The 26,852-nt window shown below is 52.8% G+C and carries 26 protein-coding genes and 3 tRNA genes; 16 read left to right on the forward strand and 13 right to left on the reverse strand.

Annotation, left to right across the window (positions count from 1 at the left end; genetic code table 11):
- Positions 1-24: 24 nt before the first annotated feature.
- A complete protein-coding gene (deoC, locus tag AC3G3F_RS01245) occupies positions 25-804 on the reverse strand; it encodes a deoxyribose-phosphate aldolase (protein ID WP_488394290.1) in 780 nt (259 codons plus the stop codon).
- Positions 805-1,063: 259 nt separating this feature from the next.
- Here deoC and AC3G3F_RS01250 point away from each other — a divergent pair, with 259 nt between their 5' ends.
- Positions 1,064-2,614: a YjjI family glycine radical enzyme gene (locus tag AC3G3F_RS01250; RefSeq protein ID WP_053529519.1), complete on the forward strand. Its 1,551-nt coding sequence runs from the start codon at positions 1,064-1,066 to the stop codon at positions 2,612-2,614.
- Positions 2,586-3,449 (forward strand): YjjW family glycine radical enzyme activase, encoded by an 864-nt coding sequence (locus AC3G3F_RS01255; RefSeq protein WP_023245599.1) that lies wholly within the window; start codon positions 2,586-2,588, stop codon positions 3,447-3,449. Before AC3G3F_RS01250 ends, AC3G3F_RS01255 begins: the two co-directional genes overlap by 29 nt.
- Positions 3,450-3,481: 32 nt before the next feature.
- Here the strand turns inward: AC3G3F_RS01255 and AC3G3F_RS01260 are convergent, their stop codons facing one another.
- The 8 genes from AC3G3F_RS01260 to AC3G3F_RS01295 form a co-directional block, all read right to left on the reverse strand.
- Entirely contained in the window at positions 3,482-4,255 is a 774-nt protein-coding gene (locus tag AC3G3F_RS01260) for a metal-dependent hydrolase (protein WP_070803674.1), read from the reverse strand.
- The gene (locus tag AC3G3F_RS01265) at positions 4,252-5,325 is read right to left on the reverse strand and encodes a patatin-like phospholipase family protein (RefSeq protein ID WP_023245597.1); all 1,074 of its coding nucleotides are present in this window, start codon (positions 5,323-5,325) and stop codon (positions 4,252-4,254) included. The genes AC3G3F_RS01260 and AC3G3F_RS01265 overlap by 4 nt, the downstream gene beginning before the upstream one ends.
- Positions 5,326-5,447: 122 nt before the next feature.
- Positions 5,448-5,609 (reverse strand): DUF1328 domain-containing protein, encoded by a 162-nt coding sequence (locus tag AC3G3F_RS01270; protein ID WP_000490276.1) that lies wholly within the window; start codon positions 5,607-5,609, stop codon positions 5,448-5,450.
- Between the two features lie 128 nt (positions 5,610-5,737).
- The gene (gene osmY, locus AC3G3F_RS01275; protein WP_023245596.1) at positions 5,738-6,355 is read right to left on the reverse strand and encodes a molecular chaperone OsmY; all 618 of its coding nucleotides are present in this window, start codon (positions 6,353-6,355) and stop codon (positions 5,738-5,740) included.
- A gap of 403 nt (positions 6,356-6,758) precedes the next feature.
- Positions 6,759-8,348, reverse strand: a complete 1,590-nt coding sequence (gene prfC / locus AC3G3F_RS01280; RefSeq protein WP_000175965.1) for a peptide chain release factor 3 — start codon at positions 8,346-8,348, stop codon at positions 6,759-6,761.
- A 91-nt stretch (positions 8,349-8,439) separates the two neighbouring features.
- Positions 8,440-9,117, reverse strand: a complete 678-nt coding sequence (gene yjjG, locus AC3G3F_RS01285; protein WP_053509861.1) for a pyrimidine 5'-nucleotidase — start codon at positions 9,115-9,117, stop codon at positions 8,440-8,442.
- A gap of 21 nt (positions 9,118-9,138) precedes the next feature.
- Positions 9,139-9,585, reverse strand: a complete 447-nt coding sequence (gene rimI, locus AC3G3F_RS01290) for a ribosomal protein S18-alanine N-acetyltransferase (protein WP_023245594.1) — start codon at positions 9,583-9,585, stop codon at positions 9,139-9,141.
- Complete coding sequence (locus AC3G3F_RS01295; protein WP_023245593.1) at positions 9,530-9,967, reverse strand: DNA polymerase III subunit psi; 438 nt, start codon at positions 9,965-9,967, stop codon at positions 9,530-9,532. The genes rimI and AC3G3F_RS01295 overlap by 56 nt, the downstream gene beginning before the upstream one ends.
- Before the next feature lie 102 nt (positions 9,968-10,069).
- Here AC3G3F_RS01295 and rsmC point away from each other — a divergent pair, with 102 nt between their 5' ends.
- From rsmC to AC3G3F_RS01315, 4 genes are all read left to right on the forward strand, one after another.
- Positions 10,070-11,098 (forward strand): 16S rRNA (guanine(1207)-N(2))-methyltransferase RsmC, encoded by a 1,029-nt coding sequence (rsmC, locus tag AC3G3F_RS01300; protein WP_001272280.1) that lies wholly within the window; start codon positions 10,070-10,072, stop codon positions 11,096-11,098.
- A gap of 190 nt (positions 11,099-11,288) precedes the next feature.
- Positions 11,289-11,375: transfer RNA gene (locus AC3G3F_RS01305), tRNA-Leu, on the forward strand.
- A gap of 27 nt (positions 11,376-11,402) precedes the next feature.
- Positions 11,403-11,489, forward strand: a tRNA-Leu gene (locus tag AC3G3F_RS01310).
- A gap of 31 nt (positions 11,490-11,520) precedes the next feature.
- Positions 11,521-11,607: transfer RNA gene (locus tag AC3G3F_RS01315), tRNA-Leu, on the forward strand.
- Between the two features lie 22 nt (positions 11,608-11,629).
- On the opposite strand, the gene AC3G3F_RS01320 is transcribed toward AC3G3F_RS01315, so the two are convergent.
- The gene (locus AC3G3F_RS01320; RefSeq protein WP_023247522.1) at positions 11,630-11,866 is read right to left on the reverse strand and encodes a DUF1435 domain-containing protein; all 237 of its coding nucleotides are present in this window, start codon (positions 11,864-11,866) and stop codon (positions 11,630-11,632) included.
- A gap of 250 nt (positions 11,867-12,116) precedes the next feature.
- Here AC3G3F_RS01320 and AC3G3F_RS01325 point away from each other — a divergent pair, with 250 nt between their 5' ends.
- From AC3G3F_RS01325 to AC3G3F_RS01335, 3 genes are all read left to right on the forward strand, one after another.
- On the forward strand, positions 12,117-13,172 hold the full coding sequence (locus AC3G3F_RS01325) for a GGDEF domain-containing protein (protein WP_053507626.1): 1,056 nt from the start codon (positions 12,117-12,119) through the stop codon (positions 13,170-13,172).
- Positions 13,173-13,292: 120 nt separating this feature from the next.
- On the forward strand, positions 13,293-14,081 hold the full coding sequence (gene fhuF / locus AC3G3F_RS01330) for a siderophore-iron reductase FhuF (protein WP_063390083.1): 789 nt from the start codon (positions 13,293-13,295) through the stop codon (positions 14,079-14,081).
- A 150-nt stretch (positions 14,082-14,231) separates the two neighbouring features.
- Positions 14,232-14,690 (forward strand): YbaK/EbsC family protein, encoded by a 459-nt coding sequence (locus tag AC3G3F_RS01335; protein ID WP_023247525.1) that lies wholly within the window; start codon positions 14,232-14,234, stop codon positions 14,688-14,690.
- A 51-nt stretch (positions 14,691-14,741) separates the two neighbouring features.
- On the opposite strand, the gene bglJ is transcribed toward AC3G3F_RS01335, so the two are convergent.
- Both bglJ and AC3G3F_RS01345 read right to left on the reverse strand, forming a co-directional pair.
- Positions 14,742-15,416, reverse strand: a complete 675-nt coding sequence (bglJ, locus tag AC3G3F_RS01340; protein WP_024149624.1) for a DNA-binding transcriptional activator BglJ — start codon at positions 15,414-15,416, stop codon at positions 14,742-14,744.
- Complete coding sequence (locus AC3G3F_RS01345) at positions 15,377-16,102, reverse strand: helix-turn-helix domain-containing protein (RefSeq protein WP_023247527.1); 726 nt, start codon at positions 16,100-16,102, stop codon at positions 15,377-15,379. Before AC3G3F_RS01345 ends, bglJ begins: the two co-directional genes overlap by 40 nt.
- A 709-nt stretch (positions 16,103-16,811) precedes the next feature.
- Between AC3G3F_RS01345 and AC3G3F_RS01350 the strand changes: the two genes are divergently transcribed.
- From AC3G3F_RS01350 to opgB, 6 genes are all read left to right on the forward strand, one after another.
- On the forward strand, positions 16,812-17,588 hold the full coding sequence (locus AC3G3F_RS01350) for a threonine/serine exporter family protein (protein WP_023247528.1): 777 nt from the start codon (positions 16,812-16,814) through the stop codon (positions 17,586-17,588).
- Positions 17,579-18,052 (forward strand): threonine/serine exporter, encoded by a 474-nt coding sequence (locus tag AC3G3F_RS01355; protein WP_000511329.1) that lies wholly within the window; start codon positions 17,579-17,581, stop codon positions 18,050-18,052. The genes AC3G3F_RS01350 and AC3G3F_RS01355 overlap by 10 nt, the downstream gene beginning before the upstream one ends.
- Positions 18,053-18,144: 92 nt before the next feature.
- The gene (gene dnaT / locus AC3G3F_RS01360; protein ID WP_053507629.1) at positions 18,145-18,684 is read left to right on the forward strand and encodes a primosomal protein DnaT; all 540 of its coding nucleotides are present in this window, start codon (positions 18,145-18,147) and stop codon (positions 18,682-18,684) included.
- 2 nt (positions 18,685-18,686) lie between these two features.
- On the forward strand, positions 18,687-19,424 hold the full coding sequence (gene dnaC / locus AC3G3F_RS01365) for a replicative helicase loader DnaC (protein WP_000799924.1): 738 nt from the start codon (positions 18,687-18,689) through the stop codon (positions 19,422-19,424).
- 57 nt (positions 19,425-19,481) lie between these two features.
- Positions 19,482-19,973 carry a YjjA family protein gene (locus AC3G3F_RS01370; protein WP_023247530.1) on the forward strand — a complete coding sequence of 164 codons (492 nt, stop codon included), beginning with the start codon at positions 19,482-19,484 and terminating at the stop codon, positions 19,971-19,973.
- A gap of 281 nt (positions 19,974-20,254) precedes the next feature.
- A complete protein-coding gene (opgB, locus tag AC3G3F_RS01375) occupies positions 20,255-22,546 on the forward strand; it encodes a phosphatidylglycerol--membrane-oligosaccharide glycerophosphotransferase (protein WP_070789376.1) in 2,292 nt (763 codons plus the stop codon).
- Between the two features lie 86 nt (positions 22,547-22,632).
- Here opgB and tsr read toward each other — a convergent pair whose 3' ends face one another.
- Entirely contained in the window at positions 22,633-24,294 is a 1,662-nt protein-coding gene (gene tsr, locus AC3G3F_RS01380) for a methyl-accepting chemotaxis protein (protein ID WP_488394291.1), read from the reverse strand.
- A 366-nt stretch (positions 24,295-24,660) separates the two neighbouring features.
- On the opposite strand from tsr, the gene btsT reads away from it, so the two are divergent.
- Positions 24,661-26,811 carry a pyruvate/proton symporter BtsT gene (gene btsT / locus AC3G3F_RS01385; RefSeq protein ID WP_079817162.1) on the forward strand — a complete coding sequence of 717 codons (2,151 nt, stop codon included), beginning with the start codon at positions 24,661-24,663 and terminating at the stop codon, positions 26,809-26,811.
- Positions 26,812-26,852: the final 41 nt, after the last annotated feature.

A 26,852-nucleotide genomic window follows, 5' to 3' on the forward strand; every position in this document is an offset into this window, starting at 1 on the left:
GGCCTACAAAAGAAGAGGCAACAATTAATAGCTGCTGGCGCTCTTACCGTCGCCGTGACCCAGCGCTTTCAGCAGGCTTGCCAGCAGGCTGGAAGCGCCAAAGCGGTAGTGACGAGAATCTGCCCAGTCAGCGCCAAACAGTTCGTCTGCAATCGCGAGGAACTTCTGCGCGTCTTCCGCTGTACGTACGCCGCCCGCCGGTTTGAAACCTACGGTTTTTTCCACGCCCATATCACGGATCACTTCCATCATGATACGCGCGCTTTCCGGCGTGGCGTTCACTGGCACTTTACCGGTAGACGTTTTAATAAAGTCTGCACCCGCTTTAATGGAAATTTCAGACGCTTTACGAATCAGCGCCTCTTCTTTCAGCTCGCCGGTTTCGATGATCACTTTAAGCAATACGTTCGCTGCGGCACACGCGTCTTTACAGGCTTTCACCAGGTCAAAACCCACCTGCTCGTTACCCGCCATCAACGCGCGGTACGGGAACACCACGTCTACTTCATCGGCGCCGTAAGCGATTGCCGCGCGGGTTTCCGCCAGCGCAATATCGATGTCATCATTGCCATGCGGGAAGTTAGTCACCGTTGCAATGCGGATGTCCGTCGTGCCTTGCTCTTTCAGAGTCTTACGTGCAATCGGGATGAAACGTGGGTAAATACAAATCGCCGCCGTGTTCCCGACCGGAGTTTTTGCCTGATGACACAAAGCGATCACTTTTTCATTGGTGTCGTCATCGTTCAGAGTGGTCAGATCCATCAGTTTGAGCGCACGCAGGCTGCTTGCTTTTAAATCAGTCATGACATTCTCCAACGGCATTGCCGTATAAAATTTCACCTTGCGAGTCTGTTAGTATTCTAACATTCACTCGCGATTACACTTCGATATACATCACAGTTAATGAAAACTACGTACAAATTTGCATTACTGTAATGAGATCTGAATCAAATTATTTACCCATCATCGCCTGTTCTCCGGGCGATAAGCGCATCAGGATCAAAGTCGTTTTACCGCCATTTTCTACAATAGCGCATTGTCCCGGCATAAAGAGGAAACGAAGATGCCTGCCTCATGCGAAACTGCGCTCCAGCAGCGTTGCCAGCAAATTGTGACCAGCCCGGTGCTCACGCCTGAACAAAAACGCCATTTTCTGGCGCTGGAAGCTGAAAACGCCCTGCCTTATCCCGCCCTGCCGGAAGATGCCCGCCAGGCGCTGGATGAAGGCGTCGTTTGCGATATGTTTGAGGGGCACGCCCCCTTCAAACCGCGCTACGTGTTGCCCGATTACGCCCGTTTTCTGGCTAACGGTTCACAGTGGCTGGAACTGGAAGGCGCGAAAGATCTGGATGATGCGTTATCCCTACTCACCATTCTGTATCATCACGTTCCTTCCGTGACGTCCATGCCGGTTTATCTCGGTCAGCTTGATGCGTTGCTGCAACCGTATGTTAGAATTCTAACACAAAATGAGATCGATATTCGAATAAAACGTTTCTGGCGTTATCTCGACAGAACGCTGCCAGACGCCTTTATGCATGCCAATATTGGCCCTGCCGATACGCCTGTCACACGAGCGATTTTGCGCGCCGATGCCGAGCTAAAGCAGGTAGCGCCTAACCTGACGTTTATCTATGATGCGGAAATTACGCCAGACGATCTGCTGCTGGAGGTCGCCAAAAACATTTGCGAATGCAGTAAGCCACACATTTCCAACGGCCCGGTAAATGATAAAATTTTCACAAAAGGCCATTATGGCATCGTCAGTTGTTATAACTCGCTACCGCTTGCCGGCGGCGGCAGTACGCTGGTACGTCTCAACCTGAAAGCTGTGGCAGAACGCAGTACGTCTGTCGATGACTTCTTTTCACGCACGCTACCGCACTACTGCCGACAGCAGATCGCTATCATTAATTCACGATGTGAATTCCTTTATGAAAAGTCACATTTCTTTGAGAATAGCTTTCTTGTACAGGAAGGTCTGATCGATCCCGAACGTTTTGCGCCAATGTTCGGTATGTACGGGCTGGCGGAAGCCGTGAACCTGCTGTGCGAAAACGCGGGCCTGAACGCCCGTTACGGCAAGAATGAAACGGCGAACGAGCTGGGCTACCGTATTAGCGCCCAACTGGCGGATTTTGTCGAAAATACGCCAGTGAAGTATGGCTGGAAGCAACGGGCGCTGCTCCATGCCCAGTCTGGCATCAGTTCCGATATCGGCACCACGCCGGGCGCGCGTCTGCCATATGGCGATGAACCGGACCCTATCACCCATTTGCAAACCGTCGCGCCGCATCACGCCTTTTATCATGCCGGGATCAGCGACATTCTGACGCTGGACGAAACCATCAAGCGTAATCCGCAGGCGCTGGTCCAGCTTTGTCTTGGCGCGTTTAAAGCCGGGATGCGGGAATTTACCGCTAATGTGAGTGGCAACGATCTGGTGCGCGTCACCGGTTATATGGTGCGCCTGTCGGATCTGACGAAATTTCGCGCCGAAGGCTCGCGCACCAATACCACCTGGCTGGGGGAAGAAGCCGCACGTAATACCCGTATCCTGGAACGACAGCCACGCGTAGTCAGCCATGAACAACAGATGCGCTTTAGTCAGTAAGATTATTGCGTTTTCCTGCGTCGATGGGCCGGGCAGCCGCCTGGCATTATTCTTACAGGGCTGCAATTTGCGCTGCAAGAATTGCCATAACCCGTGGACGATGGGACGCTGTAACGACTGCGGGGAATGCGTATCGCAGTGTCCCCACCACGCCCTCGGCGTTGATGGCGGGAAAGTGGTATGGCGGTCGGACGTCTGCGAGCAATGTGATACCTGCCTGAAAATGTGCCCACAGCAGGCAACGCCAATGGCGCAGACCATGAGCGTTGACGATGTGCTGCGTCATATTCGTAAAGCATCGATGTTTATTGAAGGTATTACCGTCAGCGGCGGAGAGGCAACCACGCAATTACCGTTTATTGTGGCGCTGTTCACGGCGATCAAAGCCGATCCGCTGTTACAACGGTTGACCTGTCTGGTGGACAGTAATGGTCAGTTAAGCGAGACCGGCTGGCAAAAACTACTGCCGGTTTGCGACGGCGTAATGCTCGATCTGAAAGCCTGGAAGAGTGAGTGTCATCACCGTCTGACCGGGCGTGATAACGCGCGTATTAAGCACAGTATCCGCTTTCTTGCTGCGCGGGGAAAACTGGCGGAGCTGCGGTTGCTGGTTATCCCGGATCAGGTGGACTATGCGGCGCATATCGATTCACTGGCAGCGTTTATTACTTCGCTGGGCGAGGTTCCGGTGCGTTTGAATGCCTTTCATGCGCATGGCGTCTATGGCGAAGCAAAAGCATGGCCAGGCGCGACGCCGCAAGAGGTGGAACGGCTGGCTGACGGATTGCGCGCGCGTGGGGTGGCGAAGCTGATTTTGCCGGCGTTATATTTGTAAGCATCACTTGTCGGATGGCGGCTGGGATGCCATCAGAGCCGAAACAAGGTAACAGTATTGCGATACAACGCATCAGCTATCACCTCTGCGGGCTCCGGACGTAATTCGCAAAGCACATCAAACACGCGCGCCGCCTGCTCCGGGCGATTCGGCTGCCCCTGAAAACCCTTTAGCGGCATATCCGGCGCATCGGTTTCCAGCAACAGCGCGTCCAGCGGCAACTGCGCCATGACATCACGGGTTTTACTGGCGCGCGGGTAGGTGATGGTGCCGCCGACGCCGATTTTATAGCCCAGTCGCACAAAAGTTTCGGCCTGTTGCAGACTGCCGGCAAAACCATGCACCACGCCGGTTCGCGGCAGCTCCTGGCGCTTTAAGTGCATCGCCAGTTTGTCATGCGTGCGCCGCGAATGCAGGATTACCGGCAGATCGTAGCGCTTTGCCAGTTGCAGTTGCGCGTCTAAAAATCGCTCTTGCCTGGCGAACTGCGGATCGTCGCGATAAAGATCGAGACCGATCTCGCCTACCGCCACGACGTTCTGTCGTTGCGCCAGCGCCTGTTGCAGCTTATCAGGATCGTCATCGGCATGACGCTCAATCACAATAGGGTGCAATCCCAGCGCAGCATAAAGCGACGGAAAACGCGCCGCCAGCGCCAGCACGCGGGGAAAGTGAGCCGCCTCGGTCGCCGGCACGATGATTTTTTCAACTCCCGCCTCACAGGCACGCTGAATACTGGCGCGCTCATCGCCAGTAAAGGGCGGGAAATCAAAATGGCAGTGCGTATCGATAAAGCGCCAGCTCACGCCAGATCCTCGTCGGTAAATGTGGTATCGTTTGCCTGCGGTGCGCTAATTACCTCCGCCACATGCGTATCATTGGCCACCGGTGCCGGAGGCACGACCACCGTTTCCGGCACGGCAATCCGCGACGTATGACGCAGCAGTGGCGGCGTTGCGGCAAGCAATTTACCAACGGTGGCAAGGAAATAACGCCCGCATAATCGCCCGGTTTTGTAATCCTCACGCAGCGCCGGGATACGGCTGCCCAGCGCCATGCTGTGCAGCGGTTTCGGCGGATAAATTTCAATGATCCGCAGCTTACCCGGCGGCTTTTCAATAAATTGTTGGATCGCGCTGTAGGACGTTTCATGATGCTGCACCAGATTGACCAACGGCTGTAGACTGCTCTCTCCCAGCCAGCGCTCCATACGCTTAAACCACTGCGGCGTGTAATACATTTGCGACGGTACGGTGCGGATCACCACAATGGTTTTCGCGCCCCGCTTTGCCGCTTCCTGAACCGGAATGGCATCGCTAATGCCACCGTCCAGATAGTTGATGCCCTCTAACGCAACGCCAGTACGGTAGAAACCCGGTATGGCGCTGGAGGCGCGAATGATATCAAGCCAGTTTTGTTTTGTCGGCGAGAAATAGCCCGGCGTGTAATCATCCCCCCGGCAGGCGCACATATAAAAGGATTTTCCGCTGTCGAACAGGCGCGCTGCGGTATCCATCTGCAGCGGCATCCGGGCGGAAGTGGATTCCACCAGCCAGTCGAGGTCGATAAGGTTTCCTCCACGTACAAATCGCAGCGGATCAAAAAATTCGCGCCTGGTGGTATAGCGCATAATGACTTTACGCCCGTAGCCGGGCTGGTTGCAAAGATACGCCGAGAGATTTTGCGCACCGGCTGATGTGCCGAAGTAGAGATGGAAAGGATTAAACTGCGCACGCATAAACTCATCCAGCACGCCTGCGGTAAAGATGCCCCGCTGCCCCCCGCCCTCGCAGACCAGCGCCATACGGCCTGGCCGGAACGGTGTTAATGATAACGGCGCAATATTGCCGAGCGTAACCGGTATTCGCTGGCCCACCTCTGCCTTCCTGTTTTTCATTTTTTTCAGGATGACAAGGTAACGCAAAACGTTGGCGGCTAAAACCGTAAAAGCCAGTCCGCTGGACTGGCTTGGTAGCAATATATCTTTACAGATGCCTGCTAGGGTCGTTTACGGCCCATGAACAGGCTGACCAGGAAGAGTACGATCCCGACGACGAAGACGATTTTCGCCGCGCCAGCAGCCGTACCAGCCAGTCCACCAAAACCCAATGCGGCGGCAATTAACGCGATAACCAGAAATATAATGCCCCAACGAAACATAAGCCTCTCCTTTACCATAGTTAATGTCGACCGCTAAATATGAGCGCTCAACCTACTCATTCGCGATATTTTTAGTGTGGTGCACATTACGCCTCCCGACAAACGTCGGGAGGACGAATTACGACGAATTACTGAACTTTCAGATCGTTTTTAACACTTTTTACGCCATCAACGGCTTTCGCGATGCTTTCAGCGCGGTCGCTTTGTTCCTGAGTTTCAACGGTACCGGAGAGCTGTACGACGCCATCGGTCGTTTCCACTTTCACTTTACGGGAAGGGACGAGATCATCCGCCAGCAACTTGGCTTTGACTTCACTGGTCGTGGCCGTATCGCCGGCATAGCCTTTCACAGAACCTTCTTTACTGTCACGAACGTGAAGTTTGTCGCTAACGGAGGTCACGCCCTCTACGCCTTTCGCCACTTTCACGGCGGCTTCAGCCTGCGCCTGGCTTTCCACAAAGCCGCTCAGAGTGACAACTTTCTTATTGGTTTCGACAGAAATATCAGTGCTTTTAATGTTGTCATGGTCCACCAGCGCGGCTTTTACTTTCGCAGTGATGGCGCTGTCATCCATGAAGTTACCGACTTTATTCATAGAGCTATCGACTTTTTGCCCCGCGGTTTCGGTTCCGCTTTGCGCCTTGTCCGTTGTTGCGTTTTCTGCAAAGGCAGAACCTGTCGCAACAGCAGAGGTCAACATTACGGCCAGCAGAGTTTTAGAAATCTTCAGTCTTGTCATAGTCATCGATTTTGTCCTGTATAGTTTGCTCGTAATTTGAGCTCAGGCAACACGAGGTTGCATTGCTGAATGCGGTGAAAAAATTCACCGGTTTCTGAAGTCAATGACTGGCGTCACATTCGTGAATTTGTAACGACGCGTCGCCTGCCACCCTTCCGTTTCAGTTATTAATATCGTGACTGAAACAAATCTCAGCTTTAAGCTCTAACATTCACGCATTGAACAGGCATTAAAGCCGACATTTATGTCATCACTTTGTTAAATATAGATCACAATTCTAAAATCGCTTGTCGGTACGTATAAAAAACAGGCAGATCAGAGAAAAAATGCGGGATTTAAGAACATTCCGTAAGCAGTTAAAAAGGCTGGGAAAGTACGAAGGCGCGGCGGATGCCGCGCCGGAAAGGGATCAGTGTTCGCGCGTTTTACGGAACTGAACGTCAGGGTAACGTTCCTGGGTCAGGTTCAGGTTAACCATCGTTGGGGCGATATAGGTGAGGTTGTCGCCGCCATCCAGCGCCAGTTGCGTTTCATTCTTACGCTTAAACTCTTCGAATTTCTTCGCATCGGCGCTTTCAACCCAGCGCGCCGTCGCCACGTTGACGGATTCATAAATCGCCTCAACGTTGTATTCGCTTTTCAGGCGCGCGACGACAACATCAAACTGCAGAACGCCCACGGCGCCGACAATCAAATCGTTGTTGGAGATAGGACGGAATACCTGAACCGCCCCCTCTTCAGAAAGCTGCACCAGCCCTTTCAGTAGCTGCTTCTGCTTCAGCGGATCTTTCAGGCGAATACGACGGAACAGTTCCGGCGCAAAGTTCGGGATACCGGTAAACTTCATCATCTCGCCCTGGGTGAAGGTATCGCCGATCTGAATGGTGCCGTGGTTATGCAGACCCAAAATATCGCCCGGGTACGCTTCTTCAACGTGCGAACGGTCGCCCGCCATAAAAGTTAACGCGTCGGAAATCACCACATCTTTGCCGGTACGGACCTGACGTAGCTTCATACCTTTCTCATACTTGCCGGAAACCACGCGCATAAACGCCACACGGTCGCGGTGTTTCGGGTCCATATTGGCCTGAATTTTAAAGACAAAACCGGTGAACTTCTCTTCCGAGGCCTCCACCGTGCGGGTATCGGTTTGACGCGGCATCGGCGCGGGTGCCCACGCCACTAAACCATCCAGCATATGGTCAACGCCAAAGTTACCCAGCGCGGTGCCGAAAAATACCGGGGTAATTTCCCCTGCCAGGAACAGCTCTTCATCAAACTCGTTAGAAGCGCCCTGCACCAGCTCCAGCTCGTCGCGCAGTTGCTGCGCCAGATCTTCACCCACGGCGGCGTCCAGATCCGGGTTATTCAGCCCCTTAACGATGCGCACTTCCTGAATAGTATGGCCCTTACCGGTCTGATACAGATAAGTTTCATCTTTATAAAGATGATAAACGCCCTTGAACAGCTTGCCGCAGCCAATCGGCCAGGTGATCGGCGCGCAGCCGATTTTCAGCTCGTTCTCTACTTCATCCAGCAGCTCCATCGGGTCGCGGATGTCACGGTCGAGTTTGTTCATAAAGGTGAGGATCGGCGTATCGCGCAGACGGGTAACTTCCATCAGCTTGCGGGTCCTGTCCTCAACGCCTTTCGCGGCGTCGATAACCATCAGACAGCAGTCCACCGCCGTCAGGGTACGGTAGGTATCTTCGGAGAAGTCTTCGTGCCCTGGGGTATCCAGCAGGTTCACCAGGCAGTCATGATACGGGAACTGCATCACCGAGGTGGTGATGGAGATACCACGCTGTTTTTCCATCTCCATCCAGTCAGATTTTGCATGCTGGCTGGAACCGCGGCCCTTTACCGTACCGGCGGTCTGAATTGCCTGTCCGAACAGCAACACTTTTTCGGTAATGGTGGTTTTACCGGCGTCCGGGTGAGAAATAATGGCAAAGGTGCGGCGTTTGGCCACCTCTTGCAAATAAGGAGACAACGTCATAGTCAAATCTTCTTGAGTAAGCGCGGCGTTTGACCACGCATGTTGAATACGAAAAATGCGGCTATTTTACCCATCAACCTGGGGGAGGCAATCAGTGTTTACACAGGAGCTGCTCCAGTTCGCTTAATGACGCCACAGTCCAGGTTGGATGAATACCCGCGGGCTGCTCGCGATGATGCGCGTTGAGCCAGCAGGTCGATAGCCCGGCGTTAATGCCGCCAAGAATATCGGATTCCGCGGTATCGCCAACCATTAATACGCGCGAGCGGTCAGGATTCCCCGCCTGCTCCAGGGCGTAGTTAAAGATTTTCGGATCGGGCTTCGCGACGCCAACCTGCTCGGAAATCACCAGCAGATCGAAATACTCTCGCAGCCCGGTGCGCTCCAGTCGAATTTGTTGTAGCGCGGTAAAACCGTTAGTAATAATACCAATTTTAGCCTGCCCGCGAATCGCATTAAGCAGCGAAACGGCGCCTGGCAAGGGAGAACAGATCTCCGCCATCGCATTAATAAAAGCGTCATTCAGCAGCCCCGGCGCAACGTTTAGCCGTTCAGCCCAACTTTGAAAGCGCGCGTGCTGCAATTGTAATGAGGTAATCGCGCCGTTCTGATAATCCACCCATAGCGGCTTATTCACGGCCTGATAATCCTGGAAATCCTCAGCGGTAAAGGTGACGCTATAGTCAAGGAACATCCGCTGTAAGCCGGTGAAAGAATCAAACGTAAACAGCGTTTCATCGGCATCAAAGAAAATCCAGTCCCACTTCATCATTACACCTTGCCTCTTTTATTACATGCTTATCGGTAACGCCATGATGATGGCGTCCTCATGCCCTTGTGCTGTGGGATAGTAATTGCGGCGAATCGTCGCCTCGTTAAACCCCAGACTTTCATACAGCGCGATGGCGGCAACGTTAGAAGCGCGCACCTCCAGCCATAACGTTACAACGCCGCGTTTTTCCAGTTCATCAATCAGATGCTCAAGCAGCATACGCCCCAGCCCCCGGCGCTGAAAATCCGGATCGACGGCAATATTGAACAGCGTCGCTTCATCCAACACCACCTGTGTAATGGCAAACGCGGCCATTCTGCCGTCAGCGGTTAACTGAAAGTTGAGATACCGTTCGCCCTGGTTGCCGAAAAACGTTTTTTCGCTCCACGGAAACGCATGAGCGCGTTGTTCAATCTGCCAGGCTGCGGGGAGATCGGTCGTGCTGAGGATAGAAATCGTGTTCATGTTCGCAGATTTGTTGCCATAGTGCGGCGCGTGCCGCCGGGTTTGCCCGGAGTTCATTAAACGCCGGCGTCGTGACCTGGGCGCCTTCGAGTTGGAGCGGCGCGTCAGTTCCTAACCGCCAGCTATTACAACGGCTGCCCTGCGGCAGCATGGCGACGCGCTCAGGCGTCAGTGGTAAAACCTGATCGGGATTCACGGTCATCGCACGTAAAATATCGCACATTAGCGGCTCGCTCAGCGCCGGTAATTCTTCTGCGACCACAATCAGACGAACGTGCGCGGGAAGGGAAATCGCAATCTCGCCCTGTAGCGCGCCAGGACGTCGCAGCGCCCACTGCGTAATACCCAGTTGCTGTAACTGCCAGTCTCGTCGGGATGTCATAGCGAAACGCTCCTGTAATCAGGGGCGCAAATATAGCAAATCTGTCGAATCTGCGCCATCAAACTACTATAATCGCCGCCAGTCTGAATTAAGGAGCATTCCATGTCTGCTTTTACCCCGGCAAGTGAAGTCTTGCTGCGCCACAGTGATGATTTCGAACAAAGCCGTATTCTTTTTGCCGGAGATTTGCAGGATGACCTGCCCGCGCGCTTCGAATGCGCCGCCAGCCGCGCGCATACGCAACAGTTTCACCACTGGCAGGTGTTAAGCCGCCAGATGGGCGATAACGTCCGTTTTAGCCTGGTAGCGCAAGCCAGCGATGTCGCTGACTGCGATACGCTGATCTACTACTGGCCGAAAAATAAACCCGAAGCGCAGTTCCAGTTGATGAATATTTTGTCGCTGATGCCGTCTGGCGTCGATGTTTTCGTCGTGGGGGAAAACCGCAGCGGCGTGCGTAGCGCCGAACAGATGCTGGCGGACTATGCGCCGCTGAACAAAGTAGATAGCGCGCGACGTTGCGGCCTTTATCATGGGCGTCTTGAAAAGCAGCCACGCTTCAGTCTCGAATCCTGGTGGGCCGAGTACAGCATCGACGGTCTGACCATCAAAACGTTGCCGGGCGTATTCAGCCGTGACGGACTGGATGTCGGGAGCCAACTGCTGCTGTCTACGCTGACGCCGCACACCAAAGGTAAAGTGCTGGATGTCGGCTGCGGCGCTGGCGTGCTTTCCGCCGCGCTGGCCAGCCATTCGCCGAAAGTGCGCCTGACGCTGTGTGACGTCAGCGCTCCGGCGGTGGAAGCCAGCCGCGCCACGCTTGCCGCTAATGGTCTTGAAGGCGAGGTATTCGCCAGTAACGTCTTTTCAGAAGTCAAAGGACGTTTTGACATGATCATTTCCAACCCGCCGTTCCACGACGGAATGCAAACCAGCCTTGATGCGGCGCAAACGCTCATTCGCGGCGCAGTGCGCCATCTGAACAGCGGTGGAGAGTTACGCATCGTGGCAAACGCCTTTCTGCCCTATCCTAAGATTCTGGATGAGACTTTTGGCTTCCATGAAGTCATCGCGCAAACCGGGCGCTTTAAGGTTTATCGTACTGTGATGACCCGTCAGGCGAAGAAATAGTTGGCCTGATAAGCGCAGCGCCATCTGGCAGCATATGCCGGATGGCGACGCAAAGCGTCTTCTCCGACCTACGGCTCGCGCCCATTTTTGCAGCAATCAATCTATCCCATGCAATTAACTATTGACGAATAGCTGAAAACCACTAGAATGCGCCTCCGTGGTAGTGATTCTTTTCAAGAATCGATGGTATGCGAAGGTGGCGGAATTGGTAGACGCGCTAGCTTCAGGTGTTAGTGTCCTTACGGACGTGGGGGTTCAAGTCCCCCCCCTCGCACCAAAACCACGTTGATATTGCTTGCACTGGGCGAAGGTGGCGGAATTGGTAGACGCGCTAGCTTCAGGTGTTAGTGTTCTTACGGACGTGGGGGTTCAAGTCCCCCCCCTCGCACCAACGAGGCAATATCAAAAAGTAAGATAACTGTGCGAAGGTGGCGGAATTGGTAGACGCGCTAGCTTCAGGTGTTAGTGTCCTTACGGACGTGGGGGTTCAAGTCCCCCCCCTCGCACCAATTATCTTATCCTTCCTCTATTTCATCCCTGATTCCAGTTCATCACCGCCAGCATCATGCCGCCAATAAGCGCCATACACGATGGCAGCAGCACAAAATGCCGTAATTGTTTGTGATACAACATCAGCGCAGACAGTAGCAATCCTGATACAATCAACAGCTTCAGTACATAAGCTGACAGGCCGGTAAACGCCAGTCCAACGATAATAACTCCAGGCAATAATACGCCCCATCCGCTGCCTAACGTCCGCTGCAACATGGTTTCACCTCTGGAATCGATAATGATAACCAATATCATATGATATATTTTCTCATTTGTCAGCCAGAGAGAAAGCTAAATAGATGAGTTTTACTTAACGGTTGATGACACGTATTCAGTAAGGTGATAAATTGTCCGACTGTTAACGTAAAAACAACAACACCTCGCTTTATGCGACCTTTTCTCGCACGTTATTTTCATGTTGGCGCCCGATTCCGTGTATATCACCGATAAATAACGACAATTACCCATGACAACACCATCCTGGCGATCGCTTCGTATTAAGAAGTATCAGTTTTCTTTACGTCTTTTCTTGTTTCTCAACGCCGTATCGGCGCTGTTTACTCTCGTTTTCCCCCTTTATCAGATCAACGTATTTTGCGCACCGATGATAGGGATATTGGTCCTGAGCGTATTACTGTTGGTATGGCATGGGAAATATGGGCAAAAAAGAGTTAACCTTCCCTTTATCTCCATACTCTTTGGGGGATTGTGGGCAGCGCATATTGCGCTGAAGTACCCGGCGTTAGGCCATTATGATTTCTCTTTTTTACTGATTTCCCTGCTTAGCGTGCTGTTTATCGGCTCGATAGCCTTTGCCGCGAATATCGTCGCGTTTACACTCCACTCTTTACCGTCAGTCGCAGTCTGCCTGTGGCTGAACGGTCATGAACAGGGTTTGCGAATCCTCTATTTACTGGCCTTGCCGATGGTGGGAATCGCTATCCAGCATGTTATCCAGAAACGCTACGATAACTTCGCTCAGCAACTCATGTTTACGCTGCTGACCGAGCGGGAAACCCTCAACGGCCTGAGTCTGCTTGATCCATTAACCGGCTTATATAACCGCCGTGGCCTGCAAAGTCGGCTGGATACGCTACAGGTGCAGGATAGCCATGAACATTATGTCCTGCTATTGGATATCGATCATTTCAAAGCGTATAACGATCATTACGGTCATATGATGGGCGATCAGGCGTTAATTCGCGTCTCAGCGGCAATTCGGGACGCCGTGCGATCGCGCGATGTCGTCTGCCGTTTTGGCGGTGAAGAATTTCTGGTGTTGCTGACCGCCGCCGAACCACAGCAGGCCCGCGCTACCGCAGAACGTATCCGACAGAAAGTATACGATCTTAAAATCCCGCATATGTTTAACGAAAGCGTTGCCACCAATGTTACCGTCAGTATCGGCATTGCGCCGCTGACGGATCGCAATATCGGGGACGCTATTGAAAAAGCGGATAAAGCGCTCTACGAAGCCAAGCATCTTGGACGTAACCACATTCTGGTCAGCGACACCATATGAATACTGCTGGCGTAATCGTGCTACGCCGACAACGTTAACCATAAACCGCTTGCCATCGTTTATCGCTATCGATAGGATTAGAAATCATTATCATTTAGATTAACATCATTAAATTGCGCTATGGCCTACCGTTCCGCACCGATTGCTGACGATATTATCTGGCGAGCCGCTCTCCAGCCGGAAGACGCCTCGTTGGCGGAAGCGGTACGTGAGACGATCGCCTCTACCCGTGAGCACCTGCTGGACTTCATCCGGCTGGATGAAACGCCCCCGCCAACGGCGATGACTCTTGCCCAGTGGACGCGCCCCGCGACGTTCCGTTCATTGCTGGCCGTCTATTCCGATCACATCTATCGGAACACGCCAGGCCTGCCACGTGAAAATAAGCCGTTACTCTCCCTGTGGGCGCAATGGTATATCGGGCTGATGGCGCCACCGTTGATGCTGGCATTACTGACGCAAGCGCGCGCTATCAATGTCTCCGCGGAACATATTCACGTTGAATTTCATGAAACCGGGCGCGCAGCGTGTTTCTGGCTTGATGTGTATCAGGATAACCTGACAACGATGCGTTCCCCGGAAGAACGAATGGAAACGCTGGTAGTCTCCACACTGCAGCCGGTCGTTCAGGCGCTGGAGGCGACTGGCGACATCAACGCCAAACTAATCTGGAGCAATACCGGTTATTTAATTAACTGGTATCTGACTGAGATGAAGCCGCTGCTTGGCGAAGCCCTGCTGGCAGCGCTACGCCAGCGCTGTTTTTTTGAAAAGCAGCTCTCTAACGGTCAGGATAACCCGCTGTGGCGGACCGTTGTAATGCGCGACGGTCTTCTGGTACGCAGAACCTGCTGCCAGCGTTACCGCTTACCTGACGTACAGCAGTGCGGCGACTGCACGCTAAAGTAAACCGCTTTACGTTGTATTCCGTTATCGTCACGGCTTACTGTTGTTGGCCTGTAACATTATTATATTTACAGCGACGCTCTCCTTATGACAAATTACGTTTTGCCATTTTTGGGTCTACCGTGGCTATTGGTAAGGTCTCAGGAGAGAAGAATGAGTCTGCAATCTGTACGGCAATTTCTGGCCGATCATGCTCCCGATATTGAAATTATCGAATTAAATCAAAGTACAGCGACTGTCGAACTGGCAGCCAAAGCGCACAACGTGGAGCCAGGGCAGATAGCCAAAACGCTCTCGCTTAAAGTAAAAGACACCATTATCCTGGTGGTCGCTAAAGGCGATGCCCGCCTGGATAATAAGAAGCTTAAAACCACCTTCGGCGCAAAAGCTCGTATGTTGAGCAGCGATGAAGTAGTCAATGCAACCGGACATCCTGTTGGCGGCGTATGCCCCTTCGGGCTGGAACACCCGCTGCCCGTTTACTGCGACGTCTCTCTGAAGGGATATAACGAAGTATTGCCTGCCGCAGGCGCCACGCATAGCGCGGTACGCATCACACCGGAAAGAATGGCTGAACTGACATCGGCGACCTGGGTAGACGTGTGCCAATAACGTGCCCTGGCGCCCGGATACCCCGGACAAGCACAGCGCATTTGGCGCAGGCTATACCCGATGCTGGAGCGCGGTAGCATCTCCGGCGCGCAGATATAACAGAATATCCGCCGCATCGAGTAACCCGGCATCAGAACTCACGCCCAGTTTGGACATAACATTAAATTTATGCGCCCGAATGGTCTTAATGTTACGTTCTAACTGGACGGCGATTTGCGGCATTGAGTAGCCGTTTGACATAAAACGCAGAATCTCCCGCTCGGTTGGGCTAAGCATACAATTCTGGTGAAGCTCCCAAAGATTGCCTGTACGCTCCGTCGTCCGCCGGGTGCCATTAAGCGATGTAAATAAGGCATCCTGTAAAACGTCCAACGGCGACGCTTTGCTGATGACCCCATCCAGCGGCAGGGGAGATAGCGCGCTGATTAAGCGAGCTTCAACATCATCATCTGCAATCACCAGATGCCGCATATGAGGATAATTTATCGCCAGCTCCGTCAGACAAGCTAATCCTGTCCGGCGTTCAGTTCTTAACGCAGAGAGGGAAAAAATAACGGCAGAAAACGACGTCTTTAGCGCAGCCTTATAAAATGCGGACGGTTTTGAAAAAATATGAAGCGTATGTTGGCAATCCGGCATCGCATCAAATAACCCTTTAATACCAACGTTGCTCATTACGCATTTTTCTACGAGCGCAACATTTCTCTTACTGATTCTGTTTTCCATTCCATGGTTTCTCCATATACCGAAGGTAGATTCAATTCTCTGGCTCCCTGAGAACTGTTTATCCATGCATACATCTCTGCATTGCTGTGTATTGATAAGCGTCGCATGGCGCTATTTTTTTGGGCGCTAATTGTTTTATTACTTTTTTTAAGTAATGCCGCAATTTGGTTAATGCCCCACCCTTTCCCTAAAAGGCGTAATACTTTTCGTTCAGACAGCGTAAGGACAATCGACCTGCCGCCGGATTCCTGAAGTTCAGATGGTATTTGAGGCGATAATAGCGTTTTGCTTATTCTTTCAGAGTGAGCGTTTCCCGCACGGATAACGCTAATAAGATTCTCGATAGGCTCTTCGTCTGAAAGCAACGTGCTGACGGGGCCCATCAGGAGATCAACCGCATGTGGATAACAGGATTTAGGAACCAGAAATAGCCAATGTATGTCACGATATTGCGATAGTAAGCTATAAAAATATTCGCAGATAGCACGGGAAGAGGCATTGTTAACCGCTAAATCAGCAATAACTAAACTGCTTCGGCGTAGCTGTAACAGTGTTAGCTCTTCTATCGTGCGACAATACGCTAGTTTATAATCAGGGAAATTACCTGTTATAGCCCCTTTAAGACCTTCCTGTATAAGGGGGGTTTTACTGATAATAAGTCCATTTTTGCAGCATCCTGGCAGCATAATTCCTCCGTACCCACGCGCCCTCTTTTCCAGTGTCCTGTTAATAAAAACGCTATTAACAACGAGCACAAAGAAATATAGACCGAGTGAATTAATTATCCTTGTTTTAGTTTTAGAGATATAACGTTGATTGCGCTACAATCCACATAGTACAAAAACATGAAATCACTATCGCATAGTTACTCATAAAACCAGAAGCAAGACAATTAAATTAACTAAATTTGCACATTAGTAATTCTAACGCAATCTTATTATATTAATAAATTTAGAATATGGATTCGCCATTCATTCATATTGCCCCCCTAAAACAGAAGCCCAGCAATACTGACAGTTACCCAGAAAATCCGCGCCATACCTGCGAATTACGCTATGCCATACCTATTTTTACACCTGCCGCTCACACCGTCGTTGTTAAACGATTAATGCATAGAGTTGATAAAATTCACCTCATAATTGATTCAAAAACGAACGGCCAGACTGGCATAATGTGTCTATTCTGGAAACGGACATACAAGAACCGTCGTCCATGAGAGGTTCAGCCTGCAATTGGCGCAAACCTGAAGAGTCTTATGCGTTGCGCCTGGCGACTGGCGTTTTTATCAACAAAAAATTGATCTTAACCAACGCCATCACGCCTGTGCTTCGTGTTAAAAAGAAAGCCTCCGTCATAGTGATGGCGCATAAAATGTCTTTTCGTACAGGACGAGTCATGCAAGAAGAGCAGTCAGTTCAACGAGCGGTAACACGATTATGTATTCAATGCGGGCTTTTTTTATTACAGCACGGGGCGGAAAGCGCGCTGGTTGATGAGCTTTCCACCCGCCTCGGTTTGGCGCTCGGCATGGATAGCGTCGAAAGCGCGATCTCCTCTAACGCCATTGTACTGACTACCATCAAAGACGGACAATGCCTGACATCGACACGTAAAAACCAGGATCGCGGCATTAATATGCACGTCGTCACGGAGGTTCAGCATATCGTTATCCTCGCGGAACATCGCCTGCTGGATTACAAAGGCGTGGAAAAACGCTTTAGTCAGCTCCGCCCGCTGCGTTATCCGCGCTGGCTGGTGGCGTTTATGGTCGGCCTCTCCTGCGCCTGCTTTTGTAAGCTGAATAATGGCGGCTGGGATGGCGCGGTTATCACCTTTTTCGCCAGTATGATAGCCATGTATATTCGCCAGATGCTGGCGCAACGACATTTACATCCACAGATCAATTTTTGCATCACCGCCTTTGTCGCTACCACAATTTCCGGGCTGATGCTCACCCTTCCCGCCTTTAGCCAGACGCCCACTATCGCCATGGCGGCGAGCGTACTTTTGCTGGTGCCGGGCTTTCCGCTGATTAATTCCGTCGCAGATATGTTTAAAGGACATATTAATACCGGGCTGGCGCGCTGGGCTATCGCCAGCCTACTGACACTGGCCACCTGTGTGGGCGTGGTGATGTCGATGACAGTATGGGGACTACGAGGATGGGTATAATCGACTTTTTACTGGCGCTAATGCAGGACATGATCCTGTCTGCGATTCCCGCAGTCGGATTTGCGATGGTCTTTAATGTTCCCCACCGGGCGCTTCCGTGGTGCGCGCTACTGGGGGCGTTGGGTCATGGCTCGCGTATGCTCATGATGAGTGCTGGCTTTAATATCGAATGGTCGACGTTTATGGCTTCGTTGCTGGTCGGCAGTATTGGTATTCAATGGTCGCGCTGGTATCTCGCTCACCCTAAAGTTTTTACCGTCGCGGCGGTGATCCCGATGTTTCCGGGGATTTCCGCCTATACCGCGATGATTTCCGCAGTAAAAATTAGTCATCTGGGCTATAGCGAACCGATGATGATTACGCTGCTGACAAATTTCCTTAAAGCCTCTTCCATCGTTGGCGCGCTCTCAATCGGCCTCTCTGTACCGGGATTATGGCTGTACCGCAAACGCCCCCGCGTGTAATCAATGGAACGCCTCCTGCTGTTCTTACAGGTCTGTGTGGTACTATAAAAACAGTCGCCCTTCTCGGTTGTTGTTCCATATTGAGAAACATTATGTCTTCCAGAATCTTAACGTCGAACGTCATCGGTATTGACGCCCTTTTACACGATCACCAGGCCGTGCTGACGAAGTCAACGGGCGGCGCGGTGGCGGTATTCGCTAATAATGCGCCTGCGTTTTATGCCGTGACGCCCGCGCGCATGGCTGAACTGCTGGCGCTTGAAGAAAAGTTATCACGTCCGGGAAGCGATGTGGCGTTAGACGCGCAATTTTACGAAGAACCCGAAGCCGCCCCCGTTGCGATTCCCTGCGGAAAATTCGCCATGTATCCCGCCTGGCAACCGGATGCGGATTTTCAACGTCAGGCCGCCCTTTGGGGCGTGGCGCTCCGGGAGCCGGTCACCGCAGAAGAGCTGGCGGCGTTTATCGCCTACTGGCAGGCGGAAGGTAAGGTTTTTCACCATATCCAGTGGCAGCAAAAGCTGGCGCGCAGCGTGCAAATCAGCCGTTCCAGCAATGGCGGAATGCCGCAGCGCGACATCAATAGCGTCAGCGAACCTGACAATCATATTCCACCAGGTTTTAGGGGGTAACGATGAAAAATGTTGGCGACCTGATGCAGCGTCTACAAAAAATGATGCCTGCGCATATTACGCCGGCGTTTAAAACGGGCGAAGAACTACTGGCGTGGCAGAAAGAGCAAGGCGAGATCCGGGCGGCGGCGCTGGCGCGGGAAAACCGGGCGATGAAAATGCAGCGCACGTTTAACCGTTCCGGCATTCGACCGCTGCATCAGAACTGTTCGTTTGATAACTATCGGGTTGAGTGCGATGGACAAATGAACGCGTTAAGCAAAGCCCGACAGTACGTTGATGAATTTGACGGCAATATCGCTAGCTTTGTCTTTTCCGGAAAGCCGGGAACCGGTAAAAACCATCTCGCCGCGGCTATTTGTAACGAGCTGCTGCTGCGCGGAAAGTCGGTACTGATTATCACCGTAGCGGATATTATGTCAGCGATGAAAGACACGTTCAGCAATCGGGAAACCAGCGAAGAGCAGTTGCTTAACGATCTTAGTAACGTTGATCTGTTGGTGATCGACGAGATCGGCGTGCAGACTGAATCCCGCTATGAAAAAGTGATCATCAATCAAATTGTCGATCGTCGTTCTTCGTCAAAACGTCCCACCGGCATGTTGACGAACAGCAATATGGAAGAGATGACGAAAATGCTTGGCGAACGCGTCATGGACCGTATGCGTCTCGGCAACAGTTTATGGGTTAATTTTACCTGGGACAGTTACCGCAGTCGGGTGACGGGTAAAGAGTATTAAATTGCAGCGTGCTCCAGGGCGATACTACGCCTGGCTGGCATAACACAGGTGATTACCATGAATACAGCGAAACATGTTCTGTGCTGCGCGGCGGTCGCCAGCGTACTGATTTCCACCAGCGGTATCGCCGCCTCCTGGCAGGATTCGCTTTCCAGCGCCGCCAGTCAGTTAAGCGCTCAGGACGCGGACTCACAGCAGGGCGGGATGTCGCTTTCTGCGCTAACCGGTCTGCTCAGCAACGGCGCCCAGTCGCTCAGCGCCGATAATATGAATAATGCCGCTGGTATCTTGCAGTACTGCGCCAAACAGAAACTGGCGTCCGCCACCAACGTGGAGAACGTTAAAAATCAGATTCTGAACAAGCTGGGGTTGGATACCACACAACAGAAGCAGGACACTAACTACCTGGACGGCCTGCAAGGATTGCTCAAGACGAAGGACGGTCAGCAGTTGAACCTCAATAATATCGGCAGTACGCCGCTGGCGGAAAAGGTGAAAACCAAAGCCTGTGATCTTGTGTTGCAGCAAGGGCTGAATTTCCTCTCCTGACGGCGCTTTTATGGCCTTACGCCCCCCGGGGATGCCCTGATAAAAGCCGTGTTTTGGCCCTTTACCGGCCAGCGCGGCATTCACCCGACTTTTCCTTCCGTCTTTTCCTGTTAGTAACCGCTATACGGGAAGTGATGTCGTTCAAAAAACCAACCTTCTAAACTAATTCTGAATAACAGCACCGTGTAATGTCATTAGAATTGCAGCAATGTGACATCGCTATTACATTGTTAGAAAATTTTTCCTGCCAGCCATAAGCCTGGTTTATTGAGGATCGTCAGTTGTCCGAGTTACTCTCTGTCGCCCTGTTTCTCGCCTCTGTGCTGATATATGCCTGGAAGGCGGGCCGTAACACCTGGTGGTTTGCCGCCACTCTCACGGTGCTGGGACTTTTTGTCATTCTGAATATTACCCTGTATGCCAGCGACTATTTTACCGGCGACGGGATCAACGATGCCGTGCTTTATACGCTCACTAATAGCCTGACGGGAGCGGGAGTCGGCAAATATATTCTGCCAGGAATCGGCATTGTCCTTGCGTTAGTGGCGGTATTCGGCGCGCTGGGATGGGTACTACGCCGCCGCCGTCACCGTCCTCATCATGTCGGTTACAGTCTGCTGGCGTTACTGCTGGCGTTGGGTTCGGTCGACGCCAGCCCGGCGTTTCGTCAGATCACCGAACTGGTAAAATCACAAACGCGCGATGGCGATCCGGACTTTGCCGTTTATTATAAAGAACCGGCAAAAACCATTCCTAATCCAAAGCTCAATCTGGTCTATATCTACGGCGAAAGCCTGGAACGGACCTATTTTGATAATGACGCCTTCCCCAATCTCACGCCGGAGCTGGGCGCGCTGAAAAATGAGGGGCTGGATTTCAGCCATACCATACAACTGCCGGGAACGGATTACACCATCGCCGGGATGGTGGCTTCCCAGTGCGGTATTCCGCTGTTTGCGCCGTTTGAAGGCAATGCCTCAGCGTCGGTGTCCAGCTTCTTCCCGCAGAATATTTGCCTCGGCGACATTCTGAAAAACTCCGGCTACCAGAACTATTTTGTGCAGGGCGCTAACCTGCGTTTTGCCGGGAAAGACGTGTTCCTGAAATCACACGGATTTGATCATCTGTACGGCGCTGAAGAGCTGAAAACGGTGGTGGCGGACCCGTCTTATCGTAACGACTGGGGCTTCTACGACGATACGGTGCTCGATGAGGCATGGAAGAAATTTGAAGCGCTTTCCCGCTCAGGCCAGCGGTTTTCGCTGTTTACGCTGACCGTAGATACTCACCATCCGGACGGGTTTATCTCACGCACCTGTAACCGTAAACGCTACGATTACGACGGCAAGCCCAACCAGTCCTTTAGCGCCGTAAGTTGCAGCCAGGAAAACATCGCCGAGTTTATCAACAAAATCAAAGCGTCACCGTGGTTTAAAGATACCGTTATCGTCGTCTCTTCCGACCATCTGGCGATGAATAATACGGCATGGAAATACCTGAATAAGCAAGATCGCAACAATCTGTTTTTCATTCTGCGCGGCGATAAACCGCAGCAGGAGACGCTGGCGGTCAAACGCAACACGATGGACAACGGCGCAACGGTGCTGGATATTCTCGGCGGCGATAATTTTATCGGTCTGGGACGCAGTAGCCTTTCCGGGCAGTCGCTATCGGAAGTGTTCCTGAATGTAAAAGAGAAAGTGCTGGCGATGAAGCCGGATATTGTTCGCCTGTGGAATTTCCCGAAAGAGATGAAAGCGTTCACTATCGATCGGGACAAAAACATGATCGCGTTTTCCGGTAGCCACTTCCGCCTGCCGTTACTGTTGCGCGTATCGGATAAGCGTGTTGAACCGTTACCGGAAAGCGAATACTCCGCTCCGCTGCGATTCCAGTTGGCCGACTTCGCCCCGCGCGATAATTTCGTTTGGGTCGATCGCTGCTACAAAATGGCGCAGCTATGGGCGCCGGCGCTGGCGCTCTCTACCGACTGGTGCGTCTCGCAGGGACAGCTTGGCGGGCTACAAACCGTACAGCATGTCGATAAAGCGCAGTGGAAAGGCAAAACCGCATTTAAAGAGACGGTGATTGATATGCAACGCTATAAAGGCAACGTCGATACCTTAAAAATTGTCGATAACGATATTCGTTATAAAGCTGATAGCTTTATCTTTAATGTCGCGGGCGCGCCGGAGGAGGTGAAGCAGTTTAGCGGTATTTCCCGACCGGAGTCCTGGGGACGCTGGTCAAATGCGCAGTTGGGCGATGAAGTTAAAATCGAATATAAAGCGCCGCTGCCGAAAAAGTTTGATCTGGTGATCACCGCCAAAGCCTTCGGCGACAACGCGAATCGCCCGATTCCGGTACGCGTAGGCAACGAAGAACAGACGCTGGTGCTGGGTCACGATGTGTCCACTATCACACTGCATTTCAACAACCCGACGGACGCGAATACCTTAGTCATTGCGCCGCCCGTTCCCGTCTCTACCAACGAAGGTAATATTTTGGGCCATTCGCCGCGCAAATTGGGGATCGGGATGGTGGAAATCAAAGTGGTGAACGCGGAAAGTTAAACCGCGCAAACCAACGCCGGATGGCGACGCTGACGCGTCTTATCCGGCCTACGATCGTCTGTAGGCCGCTATCCACCACTACGCTCTTAAAACGTTTCCCAATTATCGCTGCCGTCGGCCACAGCGGCCTTTGGTGACGACACGGCTGCCGGGGTTTTTACCGCGGCTACTTCACGCGCACGCTGCTGTTCCTGTTGAATACGGAACACCGCGACGGCCTGGGTCAGACGGCTGGCTTGCTCTTCCAGCGCCGCGGCCGCGGCGGCGGACTCTTCCACCAGCGAGGCGTTCTGCTGCGTTACGCGATCCATCTCCGCTACCGCCAGACCAACCTGGTCAATACCGCGGCTCTGCTCGTCGGACGCCGAGGCAATCTCGCCCATAATGTCGGTTACGCGGGTGACTGCATTGACGATCTCATCCATGGTTTCACCGGCGCTTTCGACCAACGTCGAACCCACGTCAACGCGGCTTACGGAGTCCTCAATCAGACTCTTGATCTCCCGTGCCGCCTGCGCGCTACGCTGGGCCAGATTACGAACTTCACCGGCCACCACCGCGAACCCGCGCCCCTGCTCACCTGCGCGCGCCGCTTCTACCGCCGCGTTCAGCGCCAGAATATTGGTCTGGAAAGCAATACCGTCGATTACGCTGATAATATCGGCGATTTTTTGCGAACTGGAGGCGATATCGCGCATTGTTTGTACGACGTTATCCACCACTTTGCCGCCTTTCTGCGCCGTTTCAGAGGCGCTCAACGCCAGGTGACTGGCCTGACGGGCGTTTTCGGCGTTCTGTTTCACGGTCGCGGTCAGTTGTTCCATACTGGCGGCGGTCTCTTCCAGAGACGCTGCCTGCTGCTCAGTACGGGAAGAGAGATCGTTGTTGCCCATGGCAATCTCGCTGGCGCCGCTGTAAATGGCGTTAGCGCCATTACGTACATCGCCCACGGTACGCACCAGTTCGCTCTGCATATGGCGTAAGTTGTCCGCCAGTTGCCCCATTTCGTTAGAGCCTTCCACATCAATACGTTTCACCAGATCGCCGCTGGCGATATGGCGAATGCTTTCAATCAGACGATTCATCGGGGCGATAAGCGACATTTTGATACCGAACCAGACGGCGATAATAACCACCAGAACCGCAATCAACACACTGACCAGTACCCACATCGCCTGGTTATAGGAACTGTTGTTATCCTCAACAGCAATATCGTACAGACGATCGTTTTGCTGCATATAGGCCATGTACTGCTTCTCAAAAGCGTCCTGATAGCTTTGAGTCGGTTGATCAAAAAACTCGTTGATCTTACCCGCGCCAAGAAGCTGAATAAGCTCCGCCAACGCGCCGTGGTAGATATCATAGGTTCGTTTGATCTCAAGGAAAGCCGCTTCACTCTGACGTGGATCGCGCGGTAACGACTCATACTGCGCCCAGTTTTTTTCCGTCAGCTTCAGAGTATTGGTCGCCCCCTGCATCAGTTCAGCGACAGTTGCGCCGCTGCCAATGTTGCTCTGGTCCATCATCCAGCGGATACCCGCGCGGTTCAGGGTATTACGCGTTTGCAGCAGTTCCACCCAGGTTGCATTCAGGGCAGACTGCTGCTGACGAATGGTTTGCAATACGGTGAAGTTTTCTTTGTCATTCTTTAGCGAGCTGAAGAACAGCCCGCCGGATGTCAGTTGTAAAAGGCCAAATAGCGCCAATACCAGCAATAAGCTGGTAACAATTTTAATTCGCTTTAACATGTTTTATCTTTCCGCTAGACAGATACAGAATTTTCGGCCTGGAAAGGGAAAACTTTATGGGATTCGCGCCATTAATATCGCTATTAGCTCAGTTGAGTCGTTATGGTGCCCCGCGCAAGAAGGATCGTCCCATTTTATATCGTGATCTCAATCACATAAAACCGCCCATGCCCTCCTCCACGAAACCGCTCACCGGTACGTCCGACCGCTTAAACCGCCATACAACCACTCACTGATTTACCGAACTTTACGCGTGCGATGATCTGGCAAGATCCCTCCAGCATAGCAGTCAATCTACCTCCTCAAACACGAACTCAATGTCCACCCAGCTTCGGCTGATAATTAAACTTACAACCAGGTTTTACTATGGATACGAAAAAGATATTCAAGCACATACCCTGGGTGATTCTCGGAATCATCGGTGCTTTCTGCCTCTCGGTCGTTGCCCTACGTCGGGGTGAACACGTGAGCGCCCTGTGGATCGTGGTCGCTTCCGTTTCCGTCTATCTGGTCGCTTACCGCTACTACAGCCTGTACATCGCCCAGAAGGTCATGAAACTCGACCCCACGCGCGCAACGCCGGCGGTCATCAATAACGACGGCCTGAACTACGTGCCGACTAACCGCTACGTGCTGTTTGGTCACCACTTCGCCGCCATCGCCGGCGCAGGTCCGCTGGTTGGGCCGGTATTGGCTGCGCAGATGGGCTATCTGCCGGGGACTCTGTGGCTGCTGGCGGGCGTGGTGCTCGCGGGCGCAGTGCAGGACTTTATGGTGCTGTTTATCTCTTCCCGCCGTAACGGCGCATCCCTTGGCGAGATGATCAAAGAAGAGATGGGTACCGTTCCAGGCACCATCGCGCTGTTCGGCTGCTTCTTAATCATGATCATCATTCTGGCGGTGCTGGCGCTGATCGTGGTGAAAGCGCTGGCCGAAAGCCCGTGGGGCGTCTTCACTGTCTGCTCGACCGTACCGATTGCGCTGTTTATGGGCATCTACATGCGCTTTATCCGTCCGGGACGCGTGGGTGAAGTGTCAGTCATCGGTATCGTACTGCTGGTGGCCTCTATTTACTTCGGCGGCGTCATCGCCCACGACCCGTACTGGGGCCCAGCGCTGACCTTTAAAGACACCACCATTACCTTCGCGCTGATCGGCTACGCATTTGTTTCCGCGCTGCTGCCGGTATGGCTGATCCTCGCCCCGCGCGACTATCTCGCCACCTTCCTGAAAATCGGCGTGATCGTCGGTCTGGCGCTGGGGATTGTGATCCTCAACCCGGAACTGAAAATGCCGGCGTTGACGCAGTATGTCGACGGTACCGGCCCGCTGTGGAAAGGCGCTCTGTTCCCGTTCCTGTTCATCACCATCGCCTGTGGCGCCGTCTCTGGCTTCCACGCGCTGATCTCTTCTGGCACCACGCCGAAACTGCTGGCCTGTGAGACCGATGCGCGTTTTATCGGCTACGGCGCGATGCTGATGGAGTCCTTTGTTGCGGTGATGGCACTGGTGGCGGCCTCGATCATTGAACCGGGTCTCTACTTCGCGATGAACACCCCGCCGGCAGGTCTGGGCATTACCATGCCAAACCTGCACGAGATGGGCGGCGAGAACGCGCCGCTGATTATGGCGCAGTTGAAAGACGTTACCGCACATGCGGCGGCGACCGTCAGCTCCTGGGGTTTTGTAATTTCCCCTGAACAAATCCTGCAAACTGCGAAAGATATCGGTGAACCGTCAGTATTGAACCGCGCAGGCGGCGCGCCAACGCTGGCAGTAGGTATCGCGCACGTGTTCCACAAAGTCATGCCGATGGCCGACATGGGCTTCTGGTATCACTTCGGTATTCTGTTCGAAGCGCTGTTTATCCTGACCGCACTGGATGCGGGCACCCGTTCCGGCCGCTTTATGTTGCAGGATTTGCTGGGTAACTTCGTCCCGTTCCTGAAAAAAACCGATTCTCTGGTCGCGGGTATCATCGGTACCGCGGGCTGCGTCGGTCTGTGGGGCTATCTGCTGTATCAGGGCGTGGTCGACCCGCTGGGCGGCGTGAAGAGCCTGTGGCCACTGTTCGGTATCTCTAACCAGATGCTGGCCGCCGTGGCGCTGGTGTTGAGCACCGTGGTACTGATCAAAATGCAGCGCACCAAATACATCTGGGTGACGGTGATCCCGGCGGTATGGCTGTTGATCTGCACCACCTGGGCGCTGGGCCTGAAACTGTTCAGTTCCAACCCGCAAATGGAAGGTTTCTTCTACATGGCGAACCTGTATAAAGAGAAGATTGCCAACGGCGCCAACCTGACCGCGCAGCAGATTGCCAACATGAACCATATCGTGATCAACAACTACACTAACGCTGGTTTGAGTATTCTGTTCCTGGTGGTGGTGTACAGTATTATCTTCTACGGTTTCACCACCTGGATGAAGGTACGCAACAGCGATAAACGTACCGATAAAGAAACCCCGTATGTACCCGTGCCGGAAGGCGGCGTGAAGCTCTCTTCACACCACTAACCTCTTGCCGGATGGCGCTGCGCTTATCCGGCCTACAGAAT

The organism is Salmonella sp. FC25216 (assembly GCF_057751355.1).

Excerpts from the sequence above, each read along its gene's own strand:
- deoC (WP_488394290.1), bottom strand. The coding sequence starts at position 804 with ATGACTGATTTAAAAGCAAGCAGCCTGCGTGCGCTCAAACTGATGGAT.
- AC3G3F_RS01250 (WP_053529519.1), top strand. The coding sequence starts at position 1,064 with ATGCCTGCCTCATGCGAAACTGCGCTCCAGCAGCGTTGCCAGCAAATT.
- AC3G3F_RS01255 (WP_023245599.1), top strand. The coding sequence starts at position 2,586 with ATGAACAACAGATGCGCTTTAGTCAGTAAGATTATTGCGTTTTCCTGC.
- AC3G3F_RS01270 (WP_000490276.1), bottom strand. The coding sequence starts at position 5,609 with ATGTTTCGTTGGGGCATTATATTTCTGGTTATCGCGTTAATTGCCGCC.
- osmY (WP_023245596.1), bottom strand. The coding sequence starts at position 6,355 with ATGACTATGACAAGACTGAAGATTTCTAAAACTCTGCTGGCCGTAATG.
- prfC (WP_000175965.1), bottom strand. The coding sequence starts at position 8,348 with ATGACGTTGTCTCCTTATTTGCAAGAGGTGGCCAAACGCCGCACCTTT.
- yjjG (WP_053509861.1), bottom strand. The coding sequence starts at position 9,117 with ATGAAGTGGGACTGGATTTTCTTTGATGCCGATGAAACGCTGTTTACG.
- rimI (WP_023245594.1), bottom strand. The coding sequence starts at position 9,585 with ATGAACACGATTTCTATCCTCAGCACGACCGATCTCCCCGCAGCCTGG.
- AC3G3F_RS01295 (WP_023245593.1), bottom strand. The coding sequence starts at position 9,967 with ATGACATCCCGACGAGACTGGCAGTTACAGCAACTGGGTATTACGCAG.
- rsmC (WP_001272280.1), top strand. The coding sequence starts at position 10,070 with ATGTCTGCTTTTACCCCGGCAAGTGAAGTCTTGCTGCGCCACAGTGAT.
- AC3G3F_RS01320 (WP_023247522.1), bottom strand. The coding sequence starts at position 11,866 with ATGTTGCAGCGGACGTTAGGCAGCGGATGGGGCGTATTATTGCCTGGA.
- AC3G3F_RS01325 (WP_053507626.1), top strand. The coding sequence starts at position 12,117 with ATGACAACACCATCCTGGCGATCGCTTCGTATTAAGAAGTATCAGTTT.
- fhuF (WP_063390083.1), top strand. The coding sequence starts at position 13,293 with ATGGCCTACCGTTCCGCACCGATTGCTGACGATATTATCTGGCGAGCC.
- AC3G3F_RS01335 (WP_023247525.1), top strand. The coding sequence starts at position 14,232 with ATGAGTCTGCAATCTGTACGGCAATTTCTGGCCGATCATGCTCCCGAT.
- bglJ (WP_024149624.1), bottom strand. The coding sequence starts at position 15,416 with ATGGAAAACAGAATCAGTAAGAGAAATGTTGCGCTCGTAGAAAAATGC.
- AC3G3F_RS01345 (WP_023247527.1), bottom strand. The coding sequence starts at position 16,102 with ATGCTGCCAGGATGCTGCAAAAATGGACTTATTATCAGTAAAACCCCC.
- AC3G3F_RS01350 (WP_023247528.1), top strand. The coding sequence starts at position 16,812 with ATGCAAGAAGAGCAGTCAGTTCAACGAGCGGTAACACGATTATGTATT.
- AC3G3F_RS01355 (WP_000511329.1), top strand. The coding sequence starts at position 17,579 with ATGGGTATAATCGACTTTTTACTGGCGCTAATGCAGGACATGATCCTG.
- dnaT (WP_053507629.1), top strand. The coding sequence starts at position 18,145 with ATGTCTTCCAGAATCTTAACGTCGAACGTCATCGGTATTGACGCCCTT.
- dnaC (WP_000799924.1), top strand. The coding sequence starts at position 18,687 with ATGAAAAATGTTGGCGACCTGATGCAGCGTCTACAAAAAATGATGCCT.
- AC3G3F_RS01370 (WP_023247530.1), top strand. The coding sequence starts at position 19,482 with ATGAATACAGCGAAACATGTTCTGTGCTGCGCGGCGGTCGCCAGCGTA.
- tsr (WP_488394291.1), bottom strand. The coding sequence starts at position 24,294 with ATGTTAAAGCGAATTAAAATTGTTACCAGCTTATTGCTGGTATTGGCG.
- btsT (WP_079817162.1), top strand. The coding sequence starts at position 24,661 with ATGGATACGAAAAAGATATTCAAGCACATACCCTGGGTGATTCTCGGA.